The sequence below is a fragment of the Rhodococcus sp. NPDC060086 genome (assembly GCF_042730275.1).
In the GTDB taxonomy this organism is placed as follows: domain Bacteria; phylum Actinomycetota; class Actinomycetes; order Mycobacteriales; family Mycobacteriaceae; genus Rhodococcus.
The window spans coordinates 145,206-164,364 of sequence record NZ_JBHWWZ010000001.1 but is presented as its reverse complement, the minus strand read 5'-3'; the positions used below and the strand labels follow the sequence as shown (position 1 = coordinate 164,364).

At 65.0% G+C, this 19,159-nt stretch carries 18 protein-coding genes and 1 pseudogene; 14 read left to right on the top strand and 5 right to left on the bottom strand.

The window, feature by feature from the left end; all coding sequences use genetic code 11:
- The first annotated feature begins 16 nt into the window (after window positions 1-16).
- The gene (locus ACFWB0_RS00820) at window positions 17-1,096 is read left to right on the top strand and encodes an ABC transporter ATP-binding protein (protein ID WP_378488509.1); all 1,080 of its coding nucleotides are present in this window, start codon (window positions 17-19) and stop codon (window positions 1,094-1,096) included.
- Here ACFWB0_RS00820 and ACFWB0_RS00815 read toward each other — a convergent pair.
- Window positions 1,091-1,861, bottom strand: coding sequence for a DeoR/GlpR family DNA-binding transcription regulator (locus ACFWB0_RS00815; protein ID WP_378488508.1), 771 nt, complete (start codon window positions 1,859-1,861; stop codon window positions 1,091-1,093). The genes ACFWB0_RS00820 and ACFWB0_RS00815 overlap by 6 nt on opposite strands.
- Window positions 1,862-2,166: 305 nt before the next feature.
- On the opposite strand from ACFWB0_RS00815, the gene fgd reads away from it, so the two are divergent.
- Genes fgd through ACFWB0_RS00800 form a run of 3 tightly spaced genes read left to right on the top strand, consistent with a single transcriptional unit; the run spans window position 2,167 to window position 5,133 of the window.
- Window positions 2,167-3,171, top strand: a complete 1,005-nt coding sequence (gene fgd, locus ACFWB0_RS00810) for a glucose-6-phosphate dehydrogenase (coenzyme-F420) (protein WP_378488507.1) — start codon at window positions 2,167-2,169, stop codon at window positions 3,169-3,171.
- A gap of 17 nt (window positions 3,172-3,188) precedes the next feature.
- Entirely contained in the window at window positions 3,189-4,838 is a 1,650-nt protein-coding gene (gene pgi / locus ACFWB0_RS00805; protein WP_378488506.1) for a glucose-6-phosphate isomerase, read from the top strand.
- Window positions 4,839-4,842: 4 nt separating this feature from the next.
- Window positions 4,843-5,133 carry a WhiB family transcriptional regulator gene (locus ACFWB0_RS00800; protein WP_378488505.1) on the top strand — a complete coding sequence of 97 codons (291 nt, stop codon included), beginning with the start codon at window positions 4,843-4,845 and terminating at the stop codon, window positions 5,131-5,133.
- A gap of 62 nt (window positions 5,134-5,195) precedes the next feature.
- On the opposite strand, the gene ACFWB0_RS00795 is transcribed toward ACFWB0_RS00800, so the two are convergent.
- Window positions 5,196-6,029 carry an SDR family oxidoreductase gene (locus tag ACFWB0_RS00795; RefSeq protein ID WP_378488504.1) on the bottom strand — a complete coding sequence of 278 codons (834 nt, stop codon included), beginning with the start codon at window positions 6,027-6,029 and terminating at the stop codon, window positions 5,196-5,198.
- Between the two features lie 85 nt (window positions 6,030-6,114).
- Here ACFWB0_RS00795 and ACFWB0_RS00790 point away from each other — a divergent pair, with 85 nt between their 5' ends.
- The 4 genes from ACFWB0_RS00790 to ACFWB0_RS00775 all read left to right on the top strand — a co-directional run bounded on the left by ACFWB0_RS00790 (window position 6,115) and on the right by ACFWB0_RS00775 (window position 10,222).
- The gene (locus ACFWB0_RS00790; protein ID WP_378488503.1) at window positions 6,115-7,692 is read left to right on the top strand and encodes a methylmalonyl-CoA mutase family protein; all 1,578 of its coding nucleotides are present in this window, start codon (window positions 6,115-6,117) and stop codon (window positions 7,690-7,692) included.
- The gene (locus ACFWB0_RS00785; RefSeq protein ID WP_378488502.1) at window positions 7,692-8,093 is read left to right on the top strand and encodes a cobalamin B12-binding domain-containing protein; all 402 of its coding nucleotides are present in this window, start codon (window positions 7,692-7,694) and stop codon (window positions 8,091-8,093) included. The genes ACFWB0_RS00790 and ACFWB0_RS00785 overlap by 1 nt, the downstream gene beginning before the upstream one ends.
- A 78-nt stretch (window positions 8,094-8,171) precedes the next feature.
- Entirely contained in the window at window positions 8,172-9,128 is a 957-nt protein-coding gene (locus tag ACFWB0_RS00780) for an LLM class F420-dependent oxidoreductase (RefSeq protein ID WP_378488501.1), read from the top strand.
- Window positions 9,125-10,222: a CaiB/BaiF CoA transferase family protein gene (locus tag ACFWB0_RS00775; protein ID WP_378488500.1), complete on the top strand. Its 1,098-nt coding sequence runs from the start codon at window positions 9,125-9,127 to the stop codon at window positions 10,220-10,222. Before ACFWB0_RS00780 ends, ACFWB0_RS00775 begins: the two co-directional genes overlap by 4 nt.
- A gap of 82 nt (window positions 10,223-10,304) precedes the next feature.
- On the opposite strand, the gene ACFWB0_RS00770 is transcribed toward ACFWB0_RS00775, so the two are convergent.
- Window positions 10,305-11,342: a 2Fe-2S iron-sulfur cluster-binding protein gene (locus ACFWB0_RS00770; protein ID WP_378488499.1), complete on the bottom strand. Its 1,038-nt coding sequence runs from the start codon at window positions 11,340-11,342 to the stop codon at window positions 10,305-10,307.
- A gap of 120 nt (window positions 11,343-11,462) precedes the next feature.
- Here ACFWB0_RS00770 and ACFWB0_RS00765 point away from each other — a divergent pair, with 120 nt between their 5' ends.
- The 5 genes from ACFWB0_RS00765 to ACFWB0_RS00745 are packed head-to-tail and all read left to right on the top strand — an operon-like array spanning window position 11,463 to window position 16,515.
- A complete protein-coding gene (locus ACFWB0_RS00765; protein WP_378488498.1) occupies window positions 11,463-12,893 on the top strand; it encodes a class I adenylate-forming enzyme family protein in 1,431 nt (476 codons plus the stop codon).
- The gene (locus tag ACFWB0_RS00760) at window positions 12,871-13,776 is read left to right on the top strand and encodes an acyl-CoA dehydrogenase family protein (RefSeq protein WP_378488497.1); all 906 of its coding nucleotides are present in this window, start codon (window positions 12,871-12,873) and stop codon (window positions 13,774-13,776) included. Before ACFWB0_RS00765 ends, ACFWB0_RS00760 begins: the two co-directional genes overlap by 23 nt.
- Window positions 13,763-14,851: an acyl-CoA dehydrogenase family protein gene (locus ACFWB0_RS00755; RefSeq protein ID WP_378488496.1), complete on the top strand. Its 1,089-nt coding sequence runs from the start codon at window positions 13,763-13,765 to the stop codon at window positions 14,849-14,851. Before ACFWB0_RS00760 ends, ACFWB0_RS00755 begins: the two co-directional genes overlap by 14 nt.
- A 1-nt stretch (window position 14,852) precedes the next feature.
- Window positions 14,853-15,620: an enoyl-CoA hydratase/isomerase family protein gene (locus tag ACFWB0_RS00750; RefSeq protein ID WP_378488495.1), complete on the top strand. Its 768-nt coding sequence runs from the start codon at window positions 14,853-14,855 to the stop codon at window positions 15,618-15,620.
- A 19-nt stretch (window positions 15,621-15,639) separates the two neighbouring features.
- Entirely contained in the window at window positions 15,640-16,515 is an 876-nt protein-coding gene (locus tag ACFWB0_RS00745) for an alpha/beta hydrolase (protein ID WP_378488494.1), read from the top strand.
- Window positions 16,516-16,584: 69 nt separating this feature from the next.
- Here ACFWB0_RS00745 and ACFWB0_RS00740 read toward each other — a convergent pair whose 3' ends face one another.
- Window positions 16,585-17,856: an amidohydrolase family protein gene (locus ACFWB0_RS00740; protein ID WP_378488493.1), complete on the bottom strand. Its 1,272-nt coding sequence runs from the start codon at window positions 17,854-17,856 to the stop codon at window positions 16,585-16,587.
- Window positions 17,857-17,864: 8 nt separating this feature from the next.
- A pseudogene (locus ACFWB0_RS00735) lies at window positions 17,865-18,020 on the bottom strand (cytochrome P450); the annotation flags it as partial.
- 139 nt (window positions 18,021-18,159) lie between these two features.
- Here ACFWB0_RS00735 and ACFWB0_RS00730 point away from each other — a divergent pair.
- A complete protein-coding gene (locus ACFWB0_RS00730; RefSeq protein WP_378488492.1) occupies window positions 18,160-19,113 on the top strand; it encodes an alcohol dehydrogenase catalytic domain-containing protein in 954 nt (317 codons plus the stop codon).
- Window positions 19,114-19,159: the final 46 nt, after the last annotated feature.

The following is a 19,159-nucleotide window of genomic DNA, read 5'->3' as shown; positions in this document are numbered from 1 at the left end:
ACAGAGGTAGGACCCAGTGGCCCAGATCAGTTTTCGGAACGTCACGCACCGCTATCCCGGTTCGGACCGCCCGTCGGTCGATTCGCTCGACCTCGAGATCACGGACGGCGAATTCCTGGTGCTGGTGGGTCCGTCCGGATGTGGGAAGTCGACGAGCCTGCGTATGCTCGCCGGTCTCGAGGCGATCGACTCCGGCCGCGTCGAGATCGGTGGGTGCGACGTGACGGGGTTACCGCCCAAGGCGCGAGATGTCGCGATGGTGTTCCAGAACTACGCGCTGTACCCGAACATGACGGTGGCCGAGAACATGGCGTTCGCGTTGCAGAACGCCGGGGTGAAGAAGCCGGAACGCACGAAGCGTGTGCTCGAGGCCGCCAAGATGCTCGAACTCGACGCGCTGCTCGACCGCAGACCGGGCAAGCTCTCGGGCGGCCAGCGTCAGCGAGTAGCCATGGGTCGAGCCATTGTTCGACATCCGGCGGTGTTCTGCATGGACGAACCGCTGTCGAACCTCGATGCGAAACTGCGGGTGAGCACTCGCGCCCAGATCGCCGAACTGCAGCGCAGGTTGGAAACGACCACGGTGTATGTCACCCACGACCAGGTCGAGGCGATGACGATGGGCGATCGGGTCGCGGTGCTCGACGGCGGACGCCTGCAGCAGGTCGCGACGCCGCGCACGCTCTACGATGATCCCGTCAACACTTTCGTGGCGGGGTTCGTCGGGTCGCCGGGAATGAACCTCGTCGAGGTTCCCGTGCTGGACGGATCGGCAAAGCTCGGTGAGCTGCAGGTTCCGACGCCCCGGTCGGTCGACTCGGGTCGCGTGGTGTTGGGAGTCCGGCCGGAGTCGTGGACGTCGGTCGGTGCCTGGCGCAAGGGGTCATGGACCGTGCGGGTCGTCCTCGTCGAAGAGCTCGGCGCCGAGTCGTTCGTCCACGCGGTATCTACTGACCCGACCGACGAGAGCGGGAAAGTCGTCGTCCGTTGGGATCGACGCACTCCCGTTGCGAATGGTGAAGCGATCCACCTGATTCCGAAACCCGGTGAAGTCTTCTTTTTCTCGGCAGAGACCGGACTTCGCATCGGATCATGACGGAGTGGGAACCGCGGCGAGCACCAGTTTGTCTCCGTAGAGGGCATGTTGGTCGTCGTCGAGCCGGGAGTCGGTGACGATGGTGTCCACCTCGTCGAGTGCTGCCACCTTCGCGAGGGCGCGTCGACCGAACTTGGCGTGGTCGGCAACCACCACTGTGTGTGCGGCAGCGGAGATCAAGGCCCGTTTGATGGGAACTTCGAGGGTGTTGTTGTTGGTGATTCCGGCAGCGGGTTCGATCGCGTCCGCACCCAGGAACGCCCAGTCCGCCGAATAGTGCGACATGAACCGGACGGCATGGTCGCCGATGAGTGTGTAGACGGATCCGAGCAGCTCACCACCGGACACCAGCAACCGGACATCGGGAAACGACGCGACGAACTTAGCGATGCGGAGATCGTTCGTGAGCACGGTCAGCGACGACCTCTCACGCAGCGCGACCGCGATCTCGTAGGTGGTGGACCCGCTGTCGAGAACGACGCTGTCGCCGTCGGACACGAGTGCGGCCGCGACCGACGCGATCGCCGATTTCTCGGCGCGGCGCACGTCCTGTTTGAGCACGTACGGGACTTCGAAGGATGCACCGTCTATCGCTTTCGCGCCGCCGTGGGTGCGTTCGACCTTGCCGTCGCGTGCCAGCGCGTCGAGGTCGCGCCGGATGGTGGAGGAATCGACGCCGAGTGCCGCCGACAATGTCTTCGCGTCGACGTATCCGTCGGCGAGTACTCGAGTGAAGATGTCACGTCGCCGTGCGCTCGCGGACACGAATGCTCCTCGGATCGGTACATCGGTGTGGGATGGTCGAGACCGAGTCACTGCTCGATCGGTGACGACCATAGCGCACCGACACGCAGAATGCGCATAGATATTGACACTGATGCACGAAAGTGTGCATGATTTCGAGCAGAACGTGCGCGTTCTCGCGCAGGTCTATTTGAGAGCCGTCAAGTTTCGAAGATCGTGAAGTTTTGCCGAGAACGTGAAATTTACCAAGCACACTGGAACCGCCGAGGTTGCCGCAGTGACCTCGGACGACCGGATACGACGTTGTCTTTCGGAGGTCACACGCAATGCTCAAGTTGGGATACAAGGCGTCGGCGGAGCAGTTCGGCCCGCGGGAACTCGTGGAGTTGGGGGTGCTCGCCGAGGCGCACGGGATGGATTCGGCGACGGTGTCGGATCACTTCCAGCCGTGGCGGCACAACGGGGGCCATGCCCCATTCTCGTTGGCGTGGATGACCGCGGTCGGGGAACGTACCGAGCGGTTGCAGTTGGGGACCTCGGTGCTCACGCCGACGTTCCGGTACAACCCGGCGGTGATCGCGCAGGCGTTCGCGACGATGGGGTGCCTGTATCCGGGGCGGGTGTTCCTGGGGGTGGGGACCGGTGAGGCGCTCAACGAGATCGCGACCGGGTACAGCGACGCGTGGCCGGAGTTCAAGGAGCGGTTCGCACGTCTTCGGGAGTCGGTGCGGTTGATGCGGGAATTGTGGACCGGTGATCGTGTCGATTTCGACGGTGAGTTCTACAAGACGGTGGGGGCGTCGATCTACGACGTGCCCGAGGGCGGTATTCCGGTGTACATCGCGGCTGGTGGCCCGGTGGTGGCGCGGTATGCGGGCCGCGCGGGGGATGGGTTCATCTGTACTTCGGGTAAGGGCATGGAGTTGTACACCGACAAGCTGTTGCCTGCGGTGGCCGAGGGCGCGGCGAAGGCCGAGCGTGATGTTGCGTCGGTGGACAAGATGATCGAGATCAAGATTTCGTACGATACGGATCCTGATCTGGCGTTGGAGAACACGCGGTTCTGGGCGCCGTTGTCGTTGTCGCCGGAGCAGAAGCATTCCATCGAGGATCCGATCGAGATGGAGGCGGCGGCGGATGCGTTGCCGATCGAGCAGGTGGCGAAGCGGTGGATTGTGGCGTCGGATCCTGATGTGGCGGTGGAGCAGGTGAAGGCGTATGTGGATGCAGGGTTGAATCATTTGGTGTTTCATGCGCCGGGTCATGATCAGCGGCGCTTTCTGGAGTTGTTCGAGCGGGATCTGGCTCCTCGTCTGCGCGCTCTGGCCTGAGCGGACGGAGGAGCGAGATGACTTCGGTTGCACAGAATGTGACAACCCTTCCACAGTGGCGTGCCCTCGAGGCCCATCGCGACGACGTCGGGTCGGTGCACCTGCGTGAATTGTTCGCCGCCGATCCGGGGCGGGTGGACTCGATGACCGTCGCCGCTGCGGACCTGATGGTCGACTACAGCAAACACCGGATCACCACCCGCACCGAGGAACTGCTGCTCGACCTTGCGCGCGTGACCGGCGTGGAGGCCGCACGCGACCGGATGTTCGCCGGAGAACACATCAACGTCACCGAGGACCGGGCAGTGCTGCACACTGCGCTGCGGCTGCCGCCGACCGCGCAGTTGACGGTCGACGGGCAGGACGCGGTCGCCGATGTGCACGAGGTGCTCGGGGCGATGGGCGACTTCACCGATCGTGTCCGCGACGGGCGGTGGCGCGGAGCGACCGGCGAGAAGATCGCGATGGTGGTCAACATCGGGATCGGAGGATCGGATCTGGGCCCTGTGATGGTGACGCGCGCGCTGCGGCACTACCACGACGGCCCGCGGGTGCGGTTCGTGTCGAACGTCGACCCGGCCGATCTCACAACGGCACTCGATGGCCTTGATCCGGCGACGACGTTGTTCATCGTGGCGTCGAAGACGTTCTCGACGGTGGAGACGCTGACCAACGCGACCGCGGCAAGGCGCTGGCTGGTTGCGAAACTCGGGGAAGGTGCAGTGCCGGCGCATTTCGTCGCGGTGTCCACGCATGCGCAACGGGTCGCCGAGTTCGGCATCGATCCGGTCAACATGTTCGGCTTCTGGGACTGGGTCGGTGGCCGGTATTCGCTCGGGTCGGCCATCGGGCTGTCGGTGATGTGTGCGATCGGCCGAGAGCAATTCGGTGAATTGCTCGACGGTTTCCACCGCATCGACACCCACTTCCGCACCGCACCTCTCGACGAGAACACTCCGATCCTGCTGGGTCTTCTCGGCGTGTGGTACACGAGTTTCCTCGGCGCGCAATCACGTGCTGTGTTGCCCTATTCCAGTGACCTCGTGCGCTTCCCGGCCTACCTGCAGCAACTGACCATGGAGTCGAACGGCAAGTCGGTGCGCTCCGACGGCACTCCGGTGGGTTGTGCGACCGGTGAGATCTTCTGGGGTGAACCGGGTACGAACGGGCAACACGCCTTCTATCAACTACTGCACCAGGGAACGCACCTGGTGCCTGCGGATTTCATCGGATTCGCCGCGTCGACGGAAGATCTGCCGACCGCAGACGGAACCGGAAGCATGCACGACGTGCTCATGGCGAACTGTTTCGCGCAGTCGAAGGTGATGGCGTTCGGACGCACCGCAGACCAGGTACGAGCCGACGGCACGCCCGAAGAGTTGGTGGCGCACAAGGTGATGCCCGGGAATCAGCCGTCGACGACCATCCTTGCGCCGAAGTTGACACCGTCGACCCTCGGGCAGTTGATCGCGCTGTACGAGCATCAGGTGTTCGTCCAGGGCGTGGTGTGGGGGATCGATTCGTTCGACCAGTGGGGCGTGGAGCTGGGCAAGATGCAGGCAACACAACTGCAGCCGGCGCTGTTCGGTGACGGTGATCCGACGACAGGTGATGCCTCCACCGACGCCCTCATCCGAAGCTACCGCGAGATGTCGAAGGGAGAGTGACCCCGTGCCCGCTCTGAAACTCCTCAAACTTCCGATCCCGGTGGCGGAGTCGTGGGACTGGCAGATGGACGCGGCGTGCCGCGACGTGGACGGTGCACTCTTCTTCCACCCCGACAACGAGCGTGGCGAGCCGCGGGAAGAGCGGATCGCGGCCGCGAAGCAGATCTGCGAGTCGTGCCCGGTGCGCATGCAGTGTTTGCGCTATGCGCTGGAATCCGGTGAACGATACGGGGTCTGGGGCGGCATGACCGAAGAGGAACGGACGGCCGCGCGCAGACGGCGAATGGTCCGGTAGTTCCCGAAATGCAACGGCACCGAGTGAGGTTCACTCGGTGCCGTTCTGGATGAGTCTGCTGGTCAGTCCTTGTCGAGGAACAGATCCCACTGCGGGTTGTCGCCACCGCCGTAGTGCGACAGATCTGTGAGGCCCGCTGCAGTGAGCACATCGGCGTCGATGAAGCACTTGCCGCTGGTGGTCTCTGCCGGGCTCGACAGGATCTCGACTGCGGCGTCGGCCATGATCTCGGGGCTGCGCGACGACGACAGCAGGTGATCGCCGTCCTGCATGTTCGCGACCGCGGAGGTGGCGATGTACGTCTCCGGCCAGAGGCAGTTCGCAGCGATTCCGGCCTCGGCGTACTCGGCGGCGAAACCCAGTGTCAACAGGGACATTCCGTACTTGGACAGGGTGTATGCGGGATGCGCGCCCAGCCAGTACGGGTTCATGTTGATCGGCGGGGCGATCGTGAGGATGTGCCCGTTCTCGGACTTGCGGAGATGCGGCAGTGCTGCCTTCGTGAGGAGGAAGGTGCCGCGGCAGTTGATCTCCTGCATGAGGTCGTACTTCTTCGCCGACAACTTCTCGGTCGGTTCGGTTCCGATCGCGCTCGCATTGTTGACGCACATGTCGATGCCACCGAATCGCTCGACGGCGGTGTCGACGAGGCGCTGCACGTCTTCTTCTTTACGCACGTCGCCGACGATGGCAACGGCCTTGCCGCCTGCTGCTTCGATGTCGGCGACGGCTGTGTGGACGGTACCCTGCAGCTTCGGGTGGGGTTCGGCGGTCTTGGCCAGGAGCACCACGTTCGCGCCCTGTGTGGCGGCAGCGACGGCGATCGCAAGTCCGATGCCGCGGCTGGCGCCGGACACAACCATCGTGCGGTCGCGAAGTGCATGCTGGCTCGTCATCGTTCTCCCTGATCGGATTCGTGGGGCTTGTTCGTTCTCACCGATGATATTGGCATTCTCATTTTCTGCAAGTAAGGTATCCGGCGTGAGCGATATCGTGGAAACCTCGTCCGGGATCCCGCTCGATCCGGTTTACGGGTCGGGGGATCAAGAGCGTGAACTGCCCCTGCCGGGCAAGTTCCCCTTCACTCGTGGAAACTTCGCCTCCGGCTACCGGGGCCGACTGTGGACATTCCGTCAGTATTCGGGCTTCGGCACCGCCGAAGAATCCAACCGCCGTTACCGTTACCTGCTCGACCAAGGTGGCACCGGGCTTTCGGTTGCGTTGGATCTGCCCACTCAGTGCGGCTACGACTCCGATGACCCCGAGGTCACCGAAGAGGTCGGTCGCGTCGGTGTCGCCGTCGACACCCTCGCCGACGCCGAGATTCTCTTCGACAGCATTCCCCTGGACAAGATCAGCACGAGTTTCACGATCAACGGCACCGCCGCGATCCTGCTGGCCTTCTACGTGGCCGCCGCCGAACGCAAGGGTGTGCCGCGCGAGAAGCTCACCGGCACCATCCAGAACGACATTCTGAAGGAATACGCGTCCCGCGGTACGTGGATCTGGCCGCCCGAGCCATCCCTGCGACTGATCGCCGACACGATCGAGTTCTGTGCCGCCGAAGTCCCGCGGTTCAACGCGATCTCGGTGGCCGGCGCGCATTTCCGCGATGCCGGAGCCAACGCGGTTCAGGAGATGGCGTTCACTCTCGCGGACGGCGTCACCTATTGCGACACCGTGGTCGAACGCGGCCGCATGACCATCGACCAGTTCGCGCCGCAGATCTCGTTCTTCTTCTACACCCATGGCGACTTCTTCGAAGAGATCGCCAAATACCGTGCCGGACGGCGACGTTGGGCAACGCTCGTCCGCGAGCGTTACGGCGCGACCACCGACAAGGCCTCGATGTTCCGGTTCGGCTGTGTCGCCGGCGGTGCCTCGCTCTATGCGCCGCAGGCTCAGAACAACCTCGTGCGCGTGGCCTACGAGTCCATGGCTTCGGTGCTCGGTGGCGTCCAGTCGATGTTCACCGCGGCGTGGGACGAGCCGTTCGCGCTGCCGAGTGAGGAATCCGCGACGCTCGCGCTGCGCACACAGCAGATTCTGGCCTACGAGACCGGCGTGACCCGAGTGGCCGATCCTCTCGGCGGGTCCTACTTCGTCGAAGCGCTCACCGACCGCACCGAAGAGCGCATCGTCGAGATCATGACCGACCTCGAACAGCACGGCGGTATGGTCCGTGCCATCGAGGACGGGTACCTCCAGGGCCTCATCGCCGACGAGGCGTACAAGATCCACAAGGAGATCGAGGCCGGAGAACGACCCGTCGTCGGCGTCAACAAGTTCGTCTCCGACGAACCGGCCCCGGAGATATCCACCTACGAACTCGATGCCGAAGGCCGCGAGATGCAGCTGAAGCGTCTCGCGAAGGTGAAGGCAGAACGTGACCCCGAGGCCGTGCGCAGCACCCTCGCAGCCCTGTCCCGCGCAGCGGAAGGAACCGACAATCTGATGCACTCCCTGATCGACTGCGCCAACGCCTACTGCACCGTCGGCGAAATGGTGTCAGCACTGAAGTCCGTGTGGGGCGAATTCCAGCAGCCGGTGGTGTTCTGATGGCCGCCCGCATTCTCGTCGCCAAGCCCGGTCTCGACGGACACGATCGCGGCGCCAAGATCGTCGCGCGTGCGCTGCGCGACGCAGGCTTCGAAGTGATCTACACCGGGATTCGCCAGAAGGTCGAGGACATCGTGTCCATCGCCCTTCAGGAAGATGTCGAGGTCGTGGGTCTGAGCATTCTGTCGGGCGCGCACGTCGCGCTGACGACGAAGGTCGTCGAGGCCTTGCGTGCAGCGGATGCCGGCGATATCGACGTGGTCGTCGGCGGCACCATTCCCGCGTCCGACGTCCCCAAGCTTCTCGAGGCCGGGGCCGCGGCGGTGTTCCCGACCAGCACACCACTCGACGTTCTGGTCGCCGGGGTACGCAAACTGACCGAGAACGCGGACCGCGCGTAGGCCGTTCCCGAGCCCGGTCATCGAGCGCGACACCGGGCCGCGCAGAGGACAGAACTTCGTCGGAAACTTGGAGGTATCGTGCGGATCGGAGTGATGGTCGGACCCGAGCAGGGGGACACCAGCCGCAAGGTCGACCGGATGTTGAAGGATGTCGAATGGGCGGAGGCCGCCGGATTCGACACCGTGTGGGTTCCGCAGATCCCCACCGACTTCGACGCATTGACGGCCATCGCCCTCATGAGCACGAGGACGAGCCGAATCGAGATCGGTACTGCCGTGGTGCCTCTCCAGGCACAGCACCCGGTGCACCTGGTGCGCCAGGCGCTGTCCACCCACGCTGCGCTGAACGGACGACTCGCGCTCGGTGTCGGTCCGTCCCACCATTGGATCGTGCAGGACATGCTCGGCCTGCCCTACGAGAAGCCCGCCAAGTTCACTCGGGACTACATCGACGTGCTCGGCGCCATCAAGGATCTGCCCGGTTCGATCGACGTCGAGAACGACACGTTCACCGTGCACAACCCTCTCGATATCGGACCTGTGGCACCGATGCCCCTCTTGGTTGCCGCGCTGGGGCCCGTCATGCTGAAGATCGCCGGTGAACGCGCCGACGGAACCATCCTGTGGATGGCCGACGAACGTGCGATCGGCGAGCACATTGCTCCGCGCATCACCAAGGCTGCCGCAGAAGCCGGACGTCCCGATCCTCGGATCGTTGCGGGCGTCCCGGTGTGCCTGTGCGCGCCGGGTGAAGAGGACACGGCGCGTGAGCGAGCCAATCGGATCCTCGCCGAGGCCGAGATCTCGCCGAACTACCAGCGGCTGCTCGAGCAGGGTGAGGCGAAGGACATCGGCCAGATGGCCATCGTCGGCGACGAGAAGGCGATCCTCGCCGGGTTCCGCCGCTACCGCGATGCCGGCGTGACCGATCTGTCGATGCGCCTGCTGCCCATCGGCAACAACCGCGACGAACTGGTCGCGTCGAAGTACCGCACCCGTGAGGTCGTCGCCGAGCTCGCGAAGGAACTTCGGTGAAGGTGGACCCGCACGCGGGTGTGACAACGGACCCGCCCGCGGGTGCGAACGCCGGTCCACTCGCGGGTATTCGGATCCTCGAGGTCGGCCACATCCTCGCCGGACCGTACGCGACGATGATGCTCGCCGATCTCGGGGCCGAGGTCACGAAGATCGAACCACCGACGGGCGATCTGTCGCGGCAGGTCAGCGACGCGTACTTCGCGAGCCTCAACCGGGGTAAGCGGAGTATCTGCCTCGATCTGACCACTGAGGAGGGCCGGCTCAGGCTCGGTGAGCTCGCCGCCGAATCACATGCTCTGCTGGTCAATCTCAAGCCGTCGGCGATCCGAAAGTACGGACTGACCTACGACGCACTGCGCCGGTTCAACGACAAGATCGTCTGTGTCGCGCTCACCGGGTACGGCCTCGCAGAGGGTGACGATCCCGCATTCGACTACGTCATCCAGGCGGTGACGGGCGTTGCCGATCTCACCGGCGATCCCGCAGGCCCACCGACGCTGCCCGGGTACTCGGCGGCCGACAACTCGACCGGTCTGACGGCCGCGCTCGGTCTGCTGGCTCAGATCGTGTCGGGTCGCGGCGGTCAGGTGGAGGTGTCGCTGCGCGACGTCATGCTCTCGCAGCTCAACTACCGCGCCTCCGCATTTCTCAACGAAGGTACCGCGCCGCGTCGCATGCCGAGCGGGGCGCACTCGTACTACGTTCCGGCGCAGCTGTTCCCGACGTCCGGCGGCACGTTGGCACTGTTCATCACACACGACGGGTTCTGGCGCACTTTCGCTGCCGAAGCCGGCGTCGAGGGCTTCGCGACGATGGCCGAGCGCGCGGCGAATCGGGACGAGGTACTCGCCGTGGTCACCGAAGTACTCGCCGGCGACACTGCCGCCGGGTGGGAATCCCGGTTGCGTCCCTTGGGTGTGCCCGCCGCCGCGGTCCGGTCGCTGCCGGACGCGCTCGAGGCCACGCCGGGCATGGTGGTCGAGGCCGGTGACTTCCGGCTCGTCGGCAGCCCCATCCGAATCGATGGCTACGAGCCCGAATACGGTGCACCGCCGCGGTTGGGGGAGCACGGCACACTTCCGGTCGGATGACCGGAGTCGTCGGTCGCAACAAAGCAGCACATCGATGGCCTCCAACGGAATCCGTTGGAGGCCATCGATCTACTACGCGGTCCTACTCGTACCGCACCTTGATGGAGCAGTCCGGTACGGCCTGGCACGTGAGGGTGTAGCCGTCGGCGATCTCGTCGTCGCTGAGCGCATCGTTGACGCGCATGGTGGCGCTGCCGTCGGTGATCTTCGCGATGCACGTCGCGCAGTTGCCTGCCTCGCATGAGAACGGGGGTGCCAGGCCCGCGCGGCGTGCGCTTTCGAGGAGCGTTTCTCCGGGGTTCAGCGGAACCGACACGCGCTGGCCTCCCAGGCGGATCGACACGGTGCCCTCGATGGGGGCGGCCGGAGTCGATGCCCCGGCCCCGGCAGCCCCGGCTTCCTCTGCGGCGTCGGCAGCCTTCACTGGCTCTGCGGCGGCGCCGAAGCGTTCGCTGTACACCTTGCCGGGTCCGGTGAGTGCAGACTCGATCATGTCCATGAAGGCCTCGGGTCCGCACAGGTATGCGTCGGATGCGGTGCTGCCGCCGACGAATTCCAGCGCACCCGCGGGGGTGAGCAGGCCCGAGTCGTCGTCGAAGTGGCGGACGACGGTGAGACGTCCGGCGTACTTCTCGACGAGTTCGTCGGTCAGAGCGTCGAAGATCGCCGAGTTGCGGTCGCGGTCGGCGATCAGGAGGCGAACGTGGCGATCGGTGGTGGCGAGCGTGCTCTTCGCGATCGACAGGAGCGGGGTGATGCCGCTGCCGCCTGCGAAGCCGATGAGGGGGCCTTCGCCTTCGCGGAGCAGGAAGGTGCCTGCCGGACGAGTGATCTCCACCTGATCGCCCTCGGCCACGTTGTCGTGCAGCCAGTTGGAGACCTTGCCTCCGGGGACCCGCTTGACGGTGGTCATCATCTCGGTGTCGGTCTCGGGGGCACTCGACATCGAGTACGACCGGTAGAGGTCGGTGCCGTCCACGTTGACCTTGAAGGTGCAGAACTGGCCTGCCTGGTAGGTGAACGGCCCGTCTACGGGCGCGAGCACGTAGGTACGGGCGTCGTCGGTCTCCTTCACGATCCGGGTAACGGTCGCGCGCTGGAACAAAGGTGGTCTCGCCATGGACCGTCTCCTCCTGGTATCGATATTCTGCTACTAGGAGAGTACTATTCTCGCCAGTGAGAGCGAAAGCTCCCGACCGAGATATTCGCAGGATGAGACGGGATCGTAAGGAACGGGGACATGGCCGACCGCACCGTGCTGGCCTTCGACCAGCAGGAATACAGCCGTGCGCGACTCGACGCGTTGGCTGCCGGTATGGCGGCGTCGCTCGAGCGGCGCGGCGTCGTACCCGGTGATCGAGTGGCGCTCATGTCGTCGAACCGGCCCGAGTTCGTCATCGCAGTGCTGGCCATCTGGCAGGCCGGCGCAGTCGTCGTGCTGATCAGTCCGGCGTGGAAGCGCACCGAGGTCGCGCACGCGCTCGAGGTCGGTGAGGTGGCCCATGCCGTCGGCGACAATTCGGTACTGACCGCACTGATGCCCACCCTCTGTCTCGATGATCCGATAGAGGAGGGCTTCCGGCCGCCCACACCGGCCGGTCCCGACGCCGACGCCGTGCTGGTCTTCAGTTCCGGCACCACCGGCCTCCCGAAAGCGGTCCGCCACACCCACGCATCGTTCGCCGCCGCGATCGAACACTGGCGCGACGCCCTGAAACTCACCGCCGCCGACCGCATCCAGATAGTCACGCCCCCGTCGCACATCCTCGGCCTGCTCAACATCGCGACCGTGCTCGACGTCGGTGCCTGGATGCGGCTGCACCGGCGCTTCGACCTCGACGCGATGCTGAGCCACATCGAGAGCGACCGCATCACCGTCGAGATGGCGGTCGCGCCGATCGCCCTTGCCATCGCGTCGCACCCGGATCTCGAATCCTTCGACCTGTCGTCGCTGCGCTACATCATGTGGGGTGCCACGCCCGTCACGCCGAGCGTCGCCGAGACCGTCACCCGCCGTACCGGGGTCCCCTGGGTGCCCGCGTACGGCGCGAGTGAAGTCCCCGTGATCGCCTGCAGCCCGATCGACGGCGCGCGCCTCGACAGCGTGGGACGCGCCGTGCCCGGCGTCGAGATGCGCGTCGTGTCGCTCGACACCGGCGCGGTGCTCGCCCCGTGCGGCACGGGCGACGCACTCGCCCCGGGCAACACAGGCGAGCTCCAGGTGCGCTCCGCGTCGATGATGGCCGGCTACCTACCCAGCACCACGACCGCCGACGCATTCGACGACGGCTGGTACCGCACCGGCGACGTCGGCAGCGTCGACACCGACGGCTGGGTGCGCATCACCGACAGATCCAAGGACATGATCAAGGTCAAGGGCTTCCAGGTGGCGCCCGCCGAGATCGAAACCGTCCTGTTCTCACATCCCGACATCGCCGACTGCGCGGTGTTCGGCGTCGACGACCCATTCACCGGTGAAGCCGTCGTCGCTGCAGTCACGACCACCGCACCGATCACAGCCGACGAGATCATCGACCTTGTCGGAAGTACCCTCGCCTCGTACAAACGACCGAGCCGAGTGGTCTTCGTGCCCGAAATCCCGCGCCTGCCCTCCGGCAAGGTGTTGCGCCGAATACTCGAGGAGCGCCATGGACGTACGTCTGACCAATGAACAGCAGCAATTGCGCGACGCAGCCGCAAAACTCGCCGACGATCTGGGGCCGGGCTCGGTTCAGGACCTCGACGACGCGACACGTGTCGCGCGGCTGGAGAAGACGGTCGCCGCGGCCGGCTGGCGCGAACTGCGCTCCGACGGCGCCTCCGCCGTCGAGGTGGCCATCGTGGCAGAAGAATTCGGCCGAGGACTCGTAGATGTCCCGTTCCTCGGACCGGTCCTGGCCGACGACCTGCGACGGCATCTCACAGACGATCAGCAGACCTGGGCCATCGGCGTCGGCGATGATGCGTTCGACGCGACGGGCCTCACTCGCGCACTCGTGGTGCGCGACAACAGCATTCTTGCGGCAGACATCGGAGGACCGGCAGAGGGTGCAGACCTGACCCGCGCGTTCGCCACGCTGGTGGAACCGTACGAGCAGATCGGCGAACTGTCGGCCGAGCAGGTCGAGCGCGGATACGCGTTGGCGCTCGTCGCCACGTGCGCCGACCTCGTGGGAACCTCGCGCGGCGCCCAGGCGGCGGCCGTCGACTATGCCAAGCTGCGCGAGCAGTACGGCAACACGATCGGCTCGTATCAGGCTGTCGCGCACCTGCTCGCCGAGAGCGAGGCGCTCATCGAAGGCTCCATCAGCGTGCTGCGTCACGCGGCGTGGGCCGTCGACGAACTGACACCGGCCGAAGCGGTGCGCGCCGCAAAGATCGCGAAGATCTATTGCGCCCGTGCCGCACGCACGGTGTGCGAGACCGCCATCCAGGTGCACGGCGGTATCGGAAACACCTGGGAATGTATCGAACACGTATATCTGCGGCGGGCGCTGACGTCCACCGAACTGTTCCCCGTGAGCCTGGAGGAGATCGACCTTGGACTTTCGTGACTCGCCGGAAGAAGCCGCGTTCCGCACGCGGCTGCGCACCTGGCTCGCAGAGATAGCAGGCAAGTTCCCCACATCGGGCGATGAGTACTGGGCCAAACAGGGCGAATGGCATCAGGCTCTGTACGGAGCGGGATTCTTCGGATTGTCCTGGCCCAAGGAATACGGCGGCCAGGAACTCCCACCCGTCTTCGACGTGATCCTCGACGAGGAACTCGCGATCGCCGGTGCTCCGCCTCGGCCCAGCCTCGGCTATCTCGTGGTGGGCCTCGGACACCACGGCAGCAAAGAACTGCAGCAGCGTTTCCTGCCCGGAATGATCAACGGCACGCAGCGGTGGTGCCAGGGATTCAGCGAGCCCGATGCCGGCTCCGACCTCGCATCGCTCACCACTACCGCGACCCGCGACGGCGACGAATACGTCATCCACGGTCACAAGGTGTGGACGAGCTACTCCGACGTCGCCGACTGGTGCCTGTTGCTCGCGCGCACAGACCCGGATGCACCGCGGCACCGCGGCATCTCGGCTTTCATCGTCCCGATGAAGCAGCCGGGGATCGAGCAGCGGCCACTGAAGATGATCAGCGGTGTCACGAAGGAATTCGGCCAGGTGCTGTTCGACGGCGCCCGGGTGTCTGCGGATCAGATGGTCGGCAACCCCGGCGACGGCTGGCGCATCGCGATGACGGTGGTCGGGCACGAACGGGAACCGTCCACGCTCGGATTCGCGGCGCGTTACGGCAAACTCGTCCGTCAGCTCGCTGCCCGCACCGAAGGGCGTCCCCCGGAAGATCTCGCGTGGGCGGCAGTGCAGTCGGAGATGCTGCGGCTGCACGTGCGCCGCAGGCTGTCGGAACAGCTCGACGGCGTGAACCACGGATCCGAAGGCTCCCTCGACAAGTTGCTCATGACCTGGGTGGATCAGTCGGTGGGGCATGCCGCACTGGCTGTCGCAGGCACCCGCGACACCGAACTGCTCGGCTCGTACATGTACAGCCGCGCGCAGTCGGTGATGGGTGGTACCTCGCAGATCCAGAAGAACATCATCGCTTCACGAATCCTCGGATTGGGGGTCTGACATGTACGACATGCCCGACGAAATCGACGTTCAGGCCGACGGTCCGCTTCGGATCATCACACTCAATAGGCCCGACGATCTCAATGCCGTCAACGATCCTCTGCACGAGGGACTTGCACGACTGTGGCCGCGGCTCAGCGGCGACCGTGAAGCTCGCGTCGCGGTGATCACCGGCGCAGGCCGAGCATTCTCGGCCGGTGGGGATTTCGCGTATCTCGCCGAGCTGGCGCAGGATGCAGACCTGCGCGCCAAGACGATCCACGACGGACGGGAAATCGTGCTCGGGATGGCCCGGTGCCGAATTCCGGTGATCGCGGCCGTGAACGGACCTGCGGTGGGGCTCGGCTGTAGCCTGGTTGCGCTCAGCGACCAGGTCTTCATGGGTGAGAAGACGTACCTCGCCGACCCGCACGTGCAGGTCGGTCTGGTTGCGGCCGACGGTGGTCCGCTCACCTGGCCGTTGCAGATCAGTCTGTTGCAGGCCAAGGAGTTCGCGTTCACGGGTAAGCGGATCTCCGCCCAGCGGGCAGTCGAACTCGGCATGGCCAACCAGGTTGTTGCCGACCCGATGACCGAAGCGTTGGCATTCGCCAAGACCATTCTGGATCAGCCGCAGAAGGCGATCGAGGCGACGAAGCGTCTGCTCAACATCCACCTCGAGCGCGCGGTTCTCGCCGCTCTCGATTTTGCGATGAGCGCCGAGGAGATGACGTTCCAGAGTGATGACTTCCGGGCGAACATCGCGCGTCTCACCGCAGCCAAGAGCTGACGGAACCGTGTTGGGCCGTGTGAGGTCGCTGTCGTACTTTCATCCGGATCTGCGTGTCGCGGCGCTGTTGGCGCCGCGACGCGCGGTGACGCCGCGAACACTCGCGGTGATGCGTAGGCTCACGAAAGCGATCAAGGGAAACGACCCTGACGTCCACGTCCTGGAACCCGGTGTGGCGGTGCGGTATTTCCGTCCGCGTACACCGATGGGCGGCGAGCCGCGCCCGGCACTCCTGTGGATTCACGGCGGCGGCTATGTGTTCGGTCGGGCCGCCCAGGACGACGACCTGTGTCAGCGTTTCGCCGATCGGCTCGGTGCTGTCGTCGCGTCGGTCGACTACCGGCTGGCGCCGGAGCACCCGTATCCGATCCCGCTGGACGACTGCTTCCAGGCGTACCGATGGCTTGTGCATCGGCCGGAAGTGGATCCGACGAAGGTCGTGATCGGTGGTGCCAGCGCGGGTGGTGGTCTCGCCGCTGCGCTGGCGTTCGCCATCCGCGACAGCGACCTCGTACCGCCGGTGCTTCAGCTTCTCGTGTATCCGATGCTCGACGACCGCACCGATTCCGGACCGGACCACATGCGCATGTGGGACAAGGACTGCAACCGCTTCGGATGGTCGAGCTTTCTCGGGGAGGCTGATCCGTCGACCGCCGCGCCGGGGCGCCGCACCGATCTGGCAGGGCTTCCGCCGGCATGGATCGGTGTCGGATCCAACGATCTGTTCGCGCTCGAAGATCGCGAGTATGCGGACCGTCTCGCCGAAGCCGGTGTTCCGTGCGAATTCCATGCGGTAGCGGGGGCTTTCCACGGATTCGATTCAGTCGCCGCCCGTAGTGGTGTCGCGCGGGAGTTCTTCGAGAAACAGTGTGTCGCTGTGGACAACGTGGTGTAAGACGACGGTTCGACCAATCGACGACGGTGCTTCCGGACCCACCGAGGTCCGGAAGCACCGTCGAGTCGGTTACGAGTTCGCGAGCTCGTAACGCCGGCGGTATTCCTCCTTGGAGGTTTCGCTGATGTCCACGTCCTTCGCCCGGGCACGCAGGGCGCCGACGGTGGCCTGCTCGCGGGGAGTGTGCTCGAACGGATCCCAGCCGAAGAACCGTGCGGCGTTCTCGAAGGTGACCTTGTCGATCTCGTCGTCGGTGAGTCCGGACGCGACGAGTTCCTCCATCAGCACCTCGGGGGACCGGGGCCAGGTGGAATCCGAATGCGGGTAGTCGCATTCCCAGGCGATGGTGTCGATGCCGAGGCGCTCGCGGTTGTTCAGGCCGCTCGGTTCGGTGATGTAGCAGGCGAGGAAGTTCTTCTTCCAGACGTCGGTCGGTGTCATGCCCTTCGGCAGGAAGCTCGCGCCGGTCCACGATTGGTTGACGATGTGGCGTTCGAGGCGGTCGAGCCACGGCGCGACCCAGCCGACGCCGCCTTCGCTCATGGCGACCTTGAGATCCGGGAACTTCTGGAACGCGCCGCTGAGCATCACGTCGGTGGCGGCGATCGTCGAGATCAGTGGGGTGAGGACCATCATGTCGTCGAGGTCGAAACCTTCGGGTCGTTTGACCAGGCTCATGCCGCCGCCGATGTGCAGGCTGAGCACGATGTTGTGGTCGACGCAGGCCTTGAAGATCGGGTCCCAGTAGCCGGATTTGAAGTCGGGGTAGCCGTCTCCGACGCCGTAGGGGGTTTCGGGGATGGAGATGGAGCGACAGCCCATTGCGGCGAGCCGGTGGATCTCCTTGACGGACTCTTCCACGTCGTAAAACGGGATGATTCCCAGGGGGATGAAGCGTCCGGGGTGGGTGTCGGGGACTTCGCCGACGACCCAGTCGTTGAAGGCTTTCAATGCTGCGAGTGAGAGCTTCTTGTCGGGCAGGGTGGCGAGGTGGGTGCCTGCGAAGCCGGGGAAGGTGGCGAACAGGGTGGCGGCGAGGGTGCCGTTGGCGTCCATGTCGCGCACGCGTTGGTCCATGTCGTAGACGCCGGGGCGCATTTCGGCGTAGCCGGTGGGGTCCATGCCCCATTCTTTCTTGGGCCAGGAGACGACGGCGTTGAGTCCGGAGCTGCCGACGACGGAGTCTTGGAACAGCCATGCTTCGACGTCGGGGTTGCGGGGGTGGGTGGTCAGTGTCGGGGCGTGGTTCATGAGGCTCTTCGGGAAGTGTTTTTCGAAGATGTCGCGGGGTTCCACTACGTGGTCGTCGATGCTGACCATCACCATGTCGTCGATGTTCATCGAATTCCTCACTGTCGAACCGCTATCGGAGCGGCGAGTTCTTGTTCGTCGATCATGAGCTGAAGGGCGGCCAGGGGCTCGTCGAGTCCGGCGCCGATACGCGGGCCAGGAGTGAAGGTCGCCGGGAGTTGTCGTATTCCCTGAACGACTCCGATGGAATCGTGACCGTGCCGTCCCGGTCGCGTAGTCTGCATTATAAGAATGTCCTTCCGGATGTGGAGAACCATAATCTCGAGCGGGTGATTCCGCAAGGTTCCTGCACGGTGTCGACGTTCGATTCCAGGACCGGCGACCGTCCGGTCTATGACGAAGGGGAGCAACTTGAAGGCATGGCAGTTCGAAGGAACCGGGAAGTCGATCTCACTGAACGAGGTGCCGGAACCTGTACCGGGACCCGGAGAGGTCGTCATCGATGTCAAAGCCGCCGGACTGTGTCACAGCGACGTCATGTACATGGAGGTCGGTGAGGCGAGCATGCCGTTCCTCCCGATGACCCAGGGGCACGAGAACGCCGGAGTCATCAGCGCACTCGGCGCAGGCGTCGAAGGGTGGAACCTCGGCGATGTCGTCGGAGTCTGCACATCCGGTGCCCGGCCACCGGCCGGAATGTTCACCCCAGGTGGATTCGCCGACAAGTTCCTCGCCGACGCCCGCGATCTCGCACGCGTGCCCGAGGGGCTCGATCTCGCATTGGCGGCGCTGGCGACCGACGCCGGTATGACGTCGTACCACGCGATCATCAAAGAGGGCGGAGCAGCAGCGGGGATGAAGGTCGGCGTCATCGGATACGGCGGCCTGGGCCAATTCGGCACGCGCGCAGCAGTGCTGACGGGAGCCGAGGTGCATGTCGCCGAAACGAAGGAATCCGTGTGGGACCTGGCCCGTGCGGCCGGTGTTGTGGACCTCGTGCGCGACGCGTCCGAATGGGCGGGCAAGGGATTCGATCTCGTCGTCGATTACGCGGGCTTCGACACCACGAACAAGGCGCTCGAGGCGATCAAGCGCGGCGGCAAGGTTGTTCAGGTCGGCTTGGGGAAGCCGACATTCACCGTGAACACGCCCACGATGCTCGGACGGACTCTCGTGGGCTCCCTGGGCGGAACGGTGCAGGACATCGAAGAGGTCTTCGCGCTTCTGCTCGCCCGCGAGATCGAGCCCGAATACACCGAGATCGGCTTCGACGAGATAGGCGCGGGGTTGGACCGCCTGCGCAACAACGAGGTCACCGGACGTCTGGTGGCGCGTTTCGGGGACTGACCGGTGTCGAGTGAGGGCCGGTCATCCCGCGGACGACCGGCCCTCA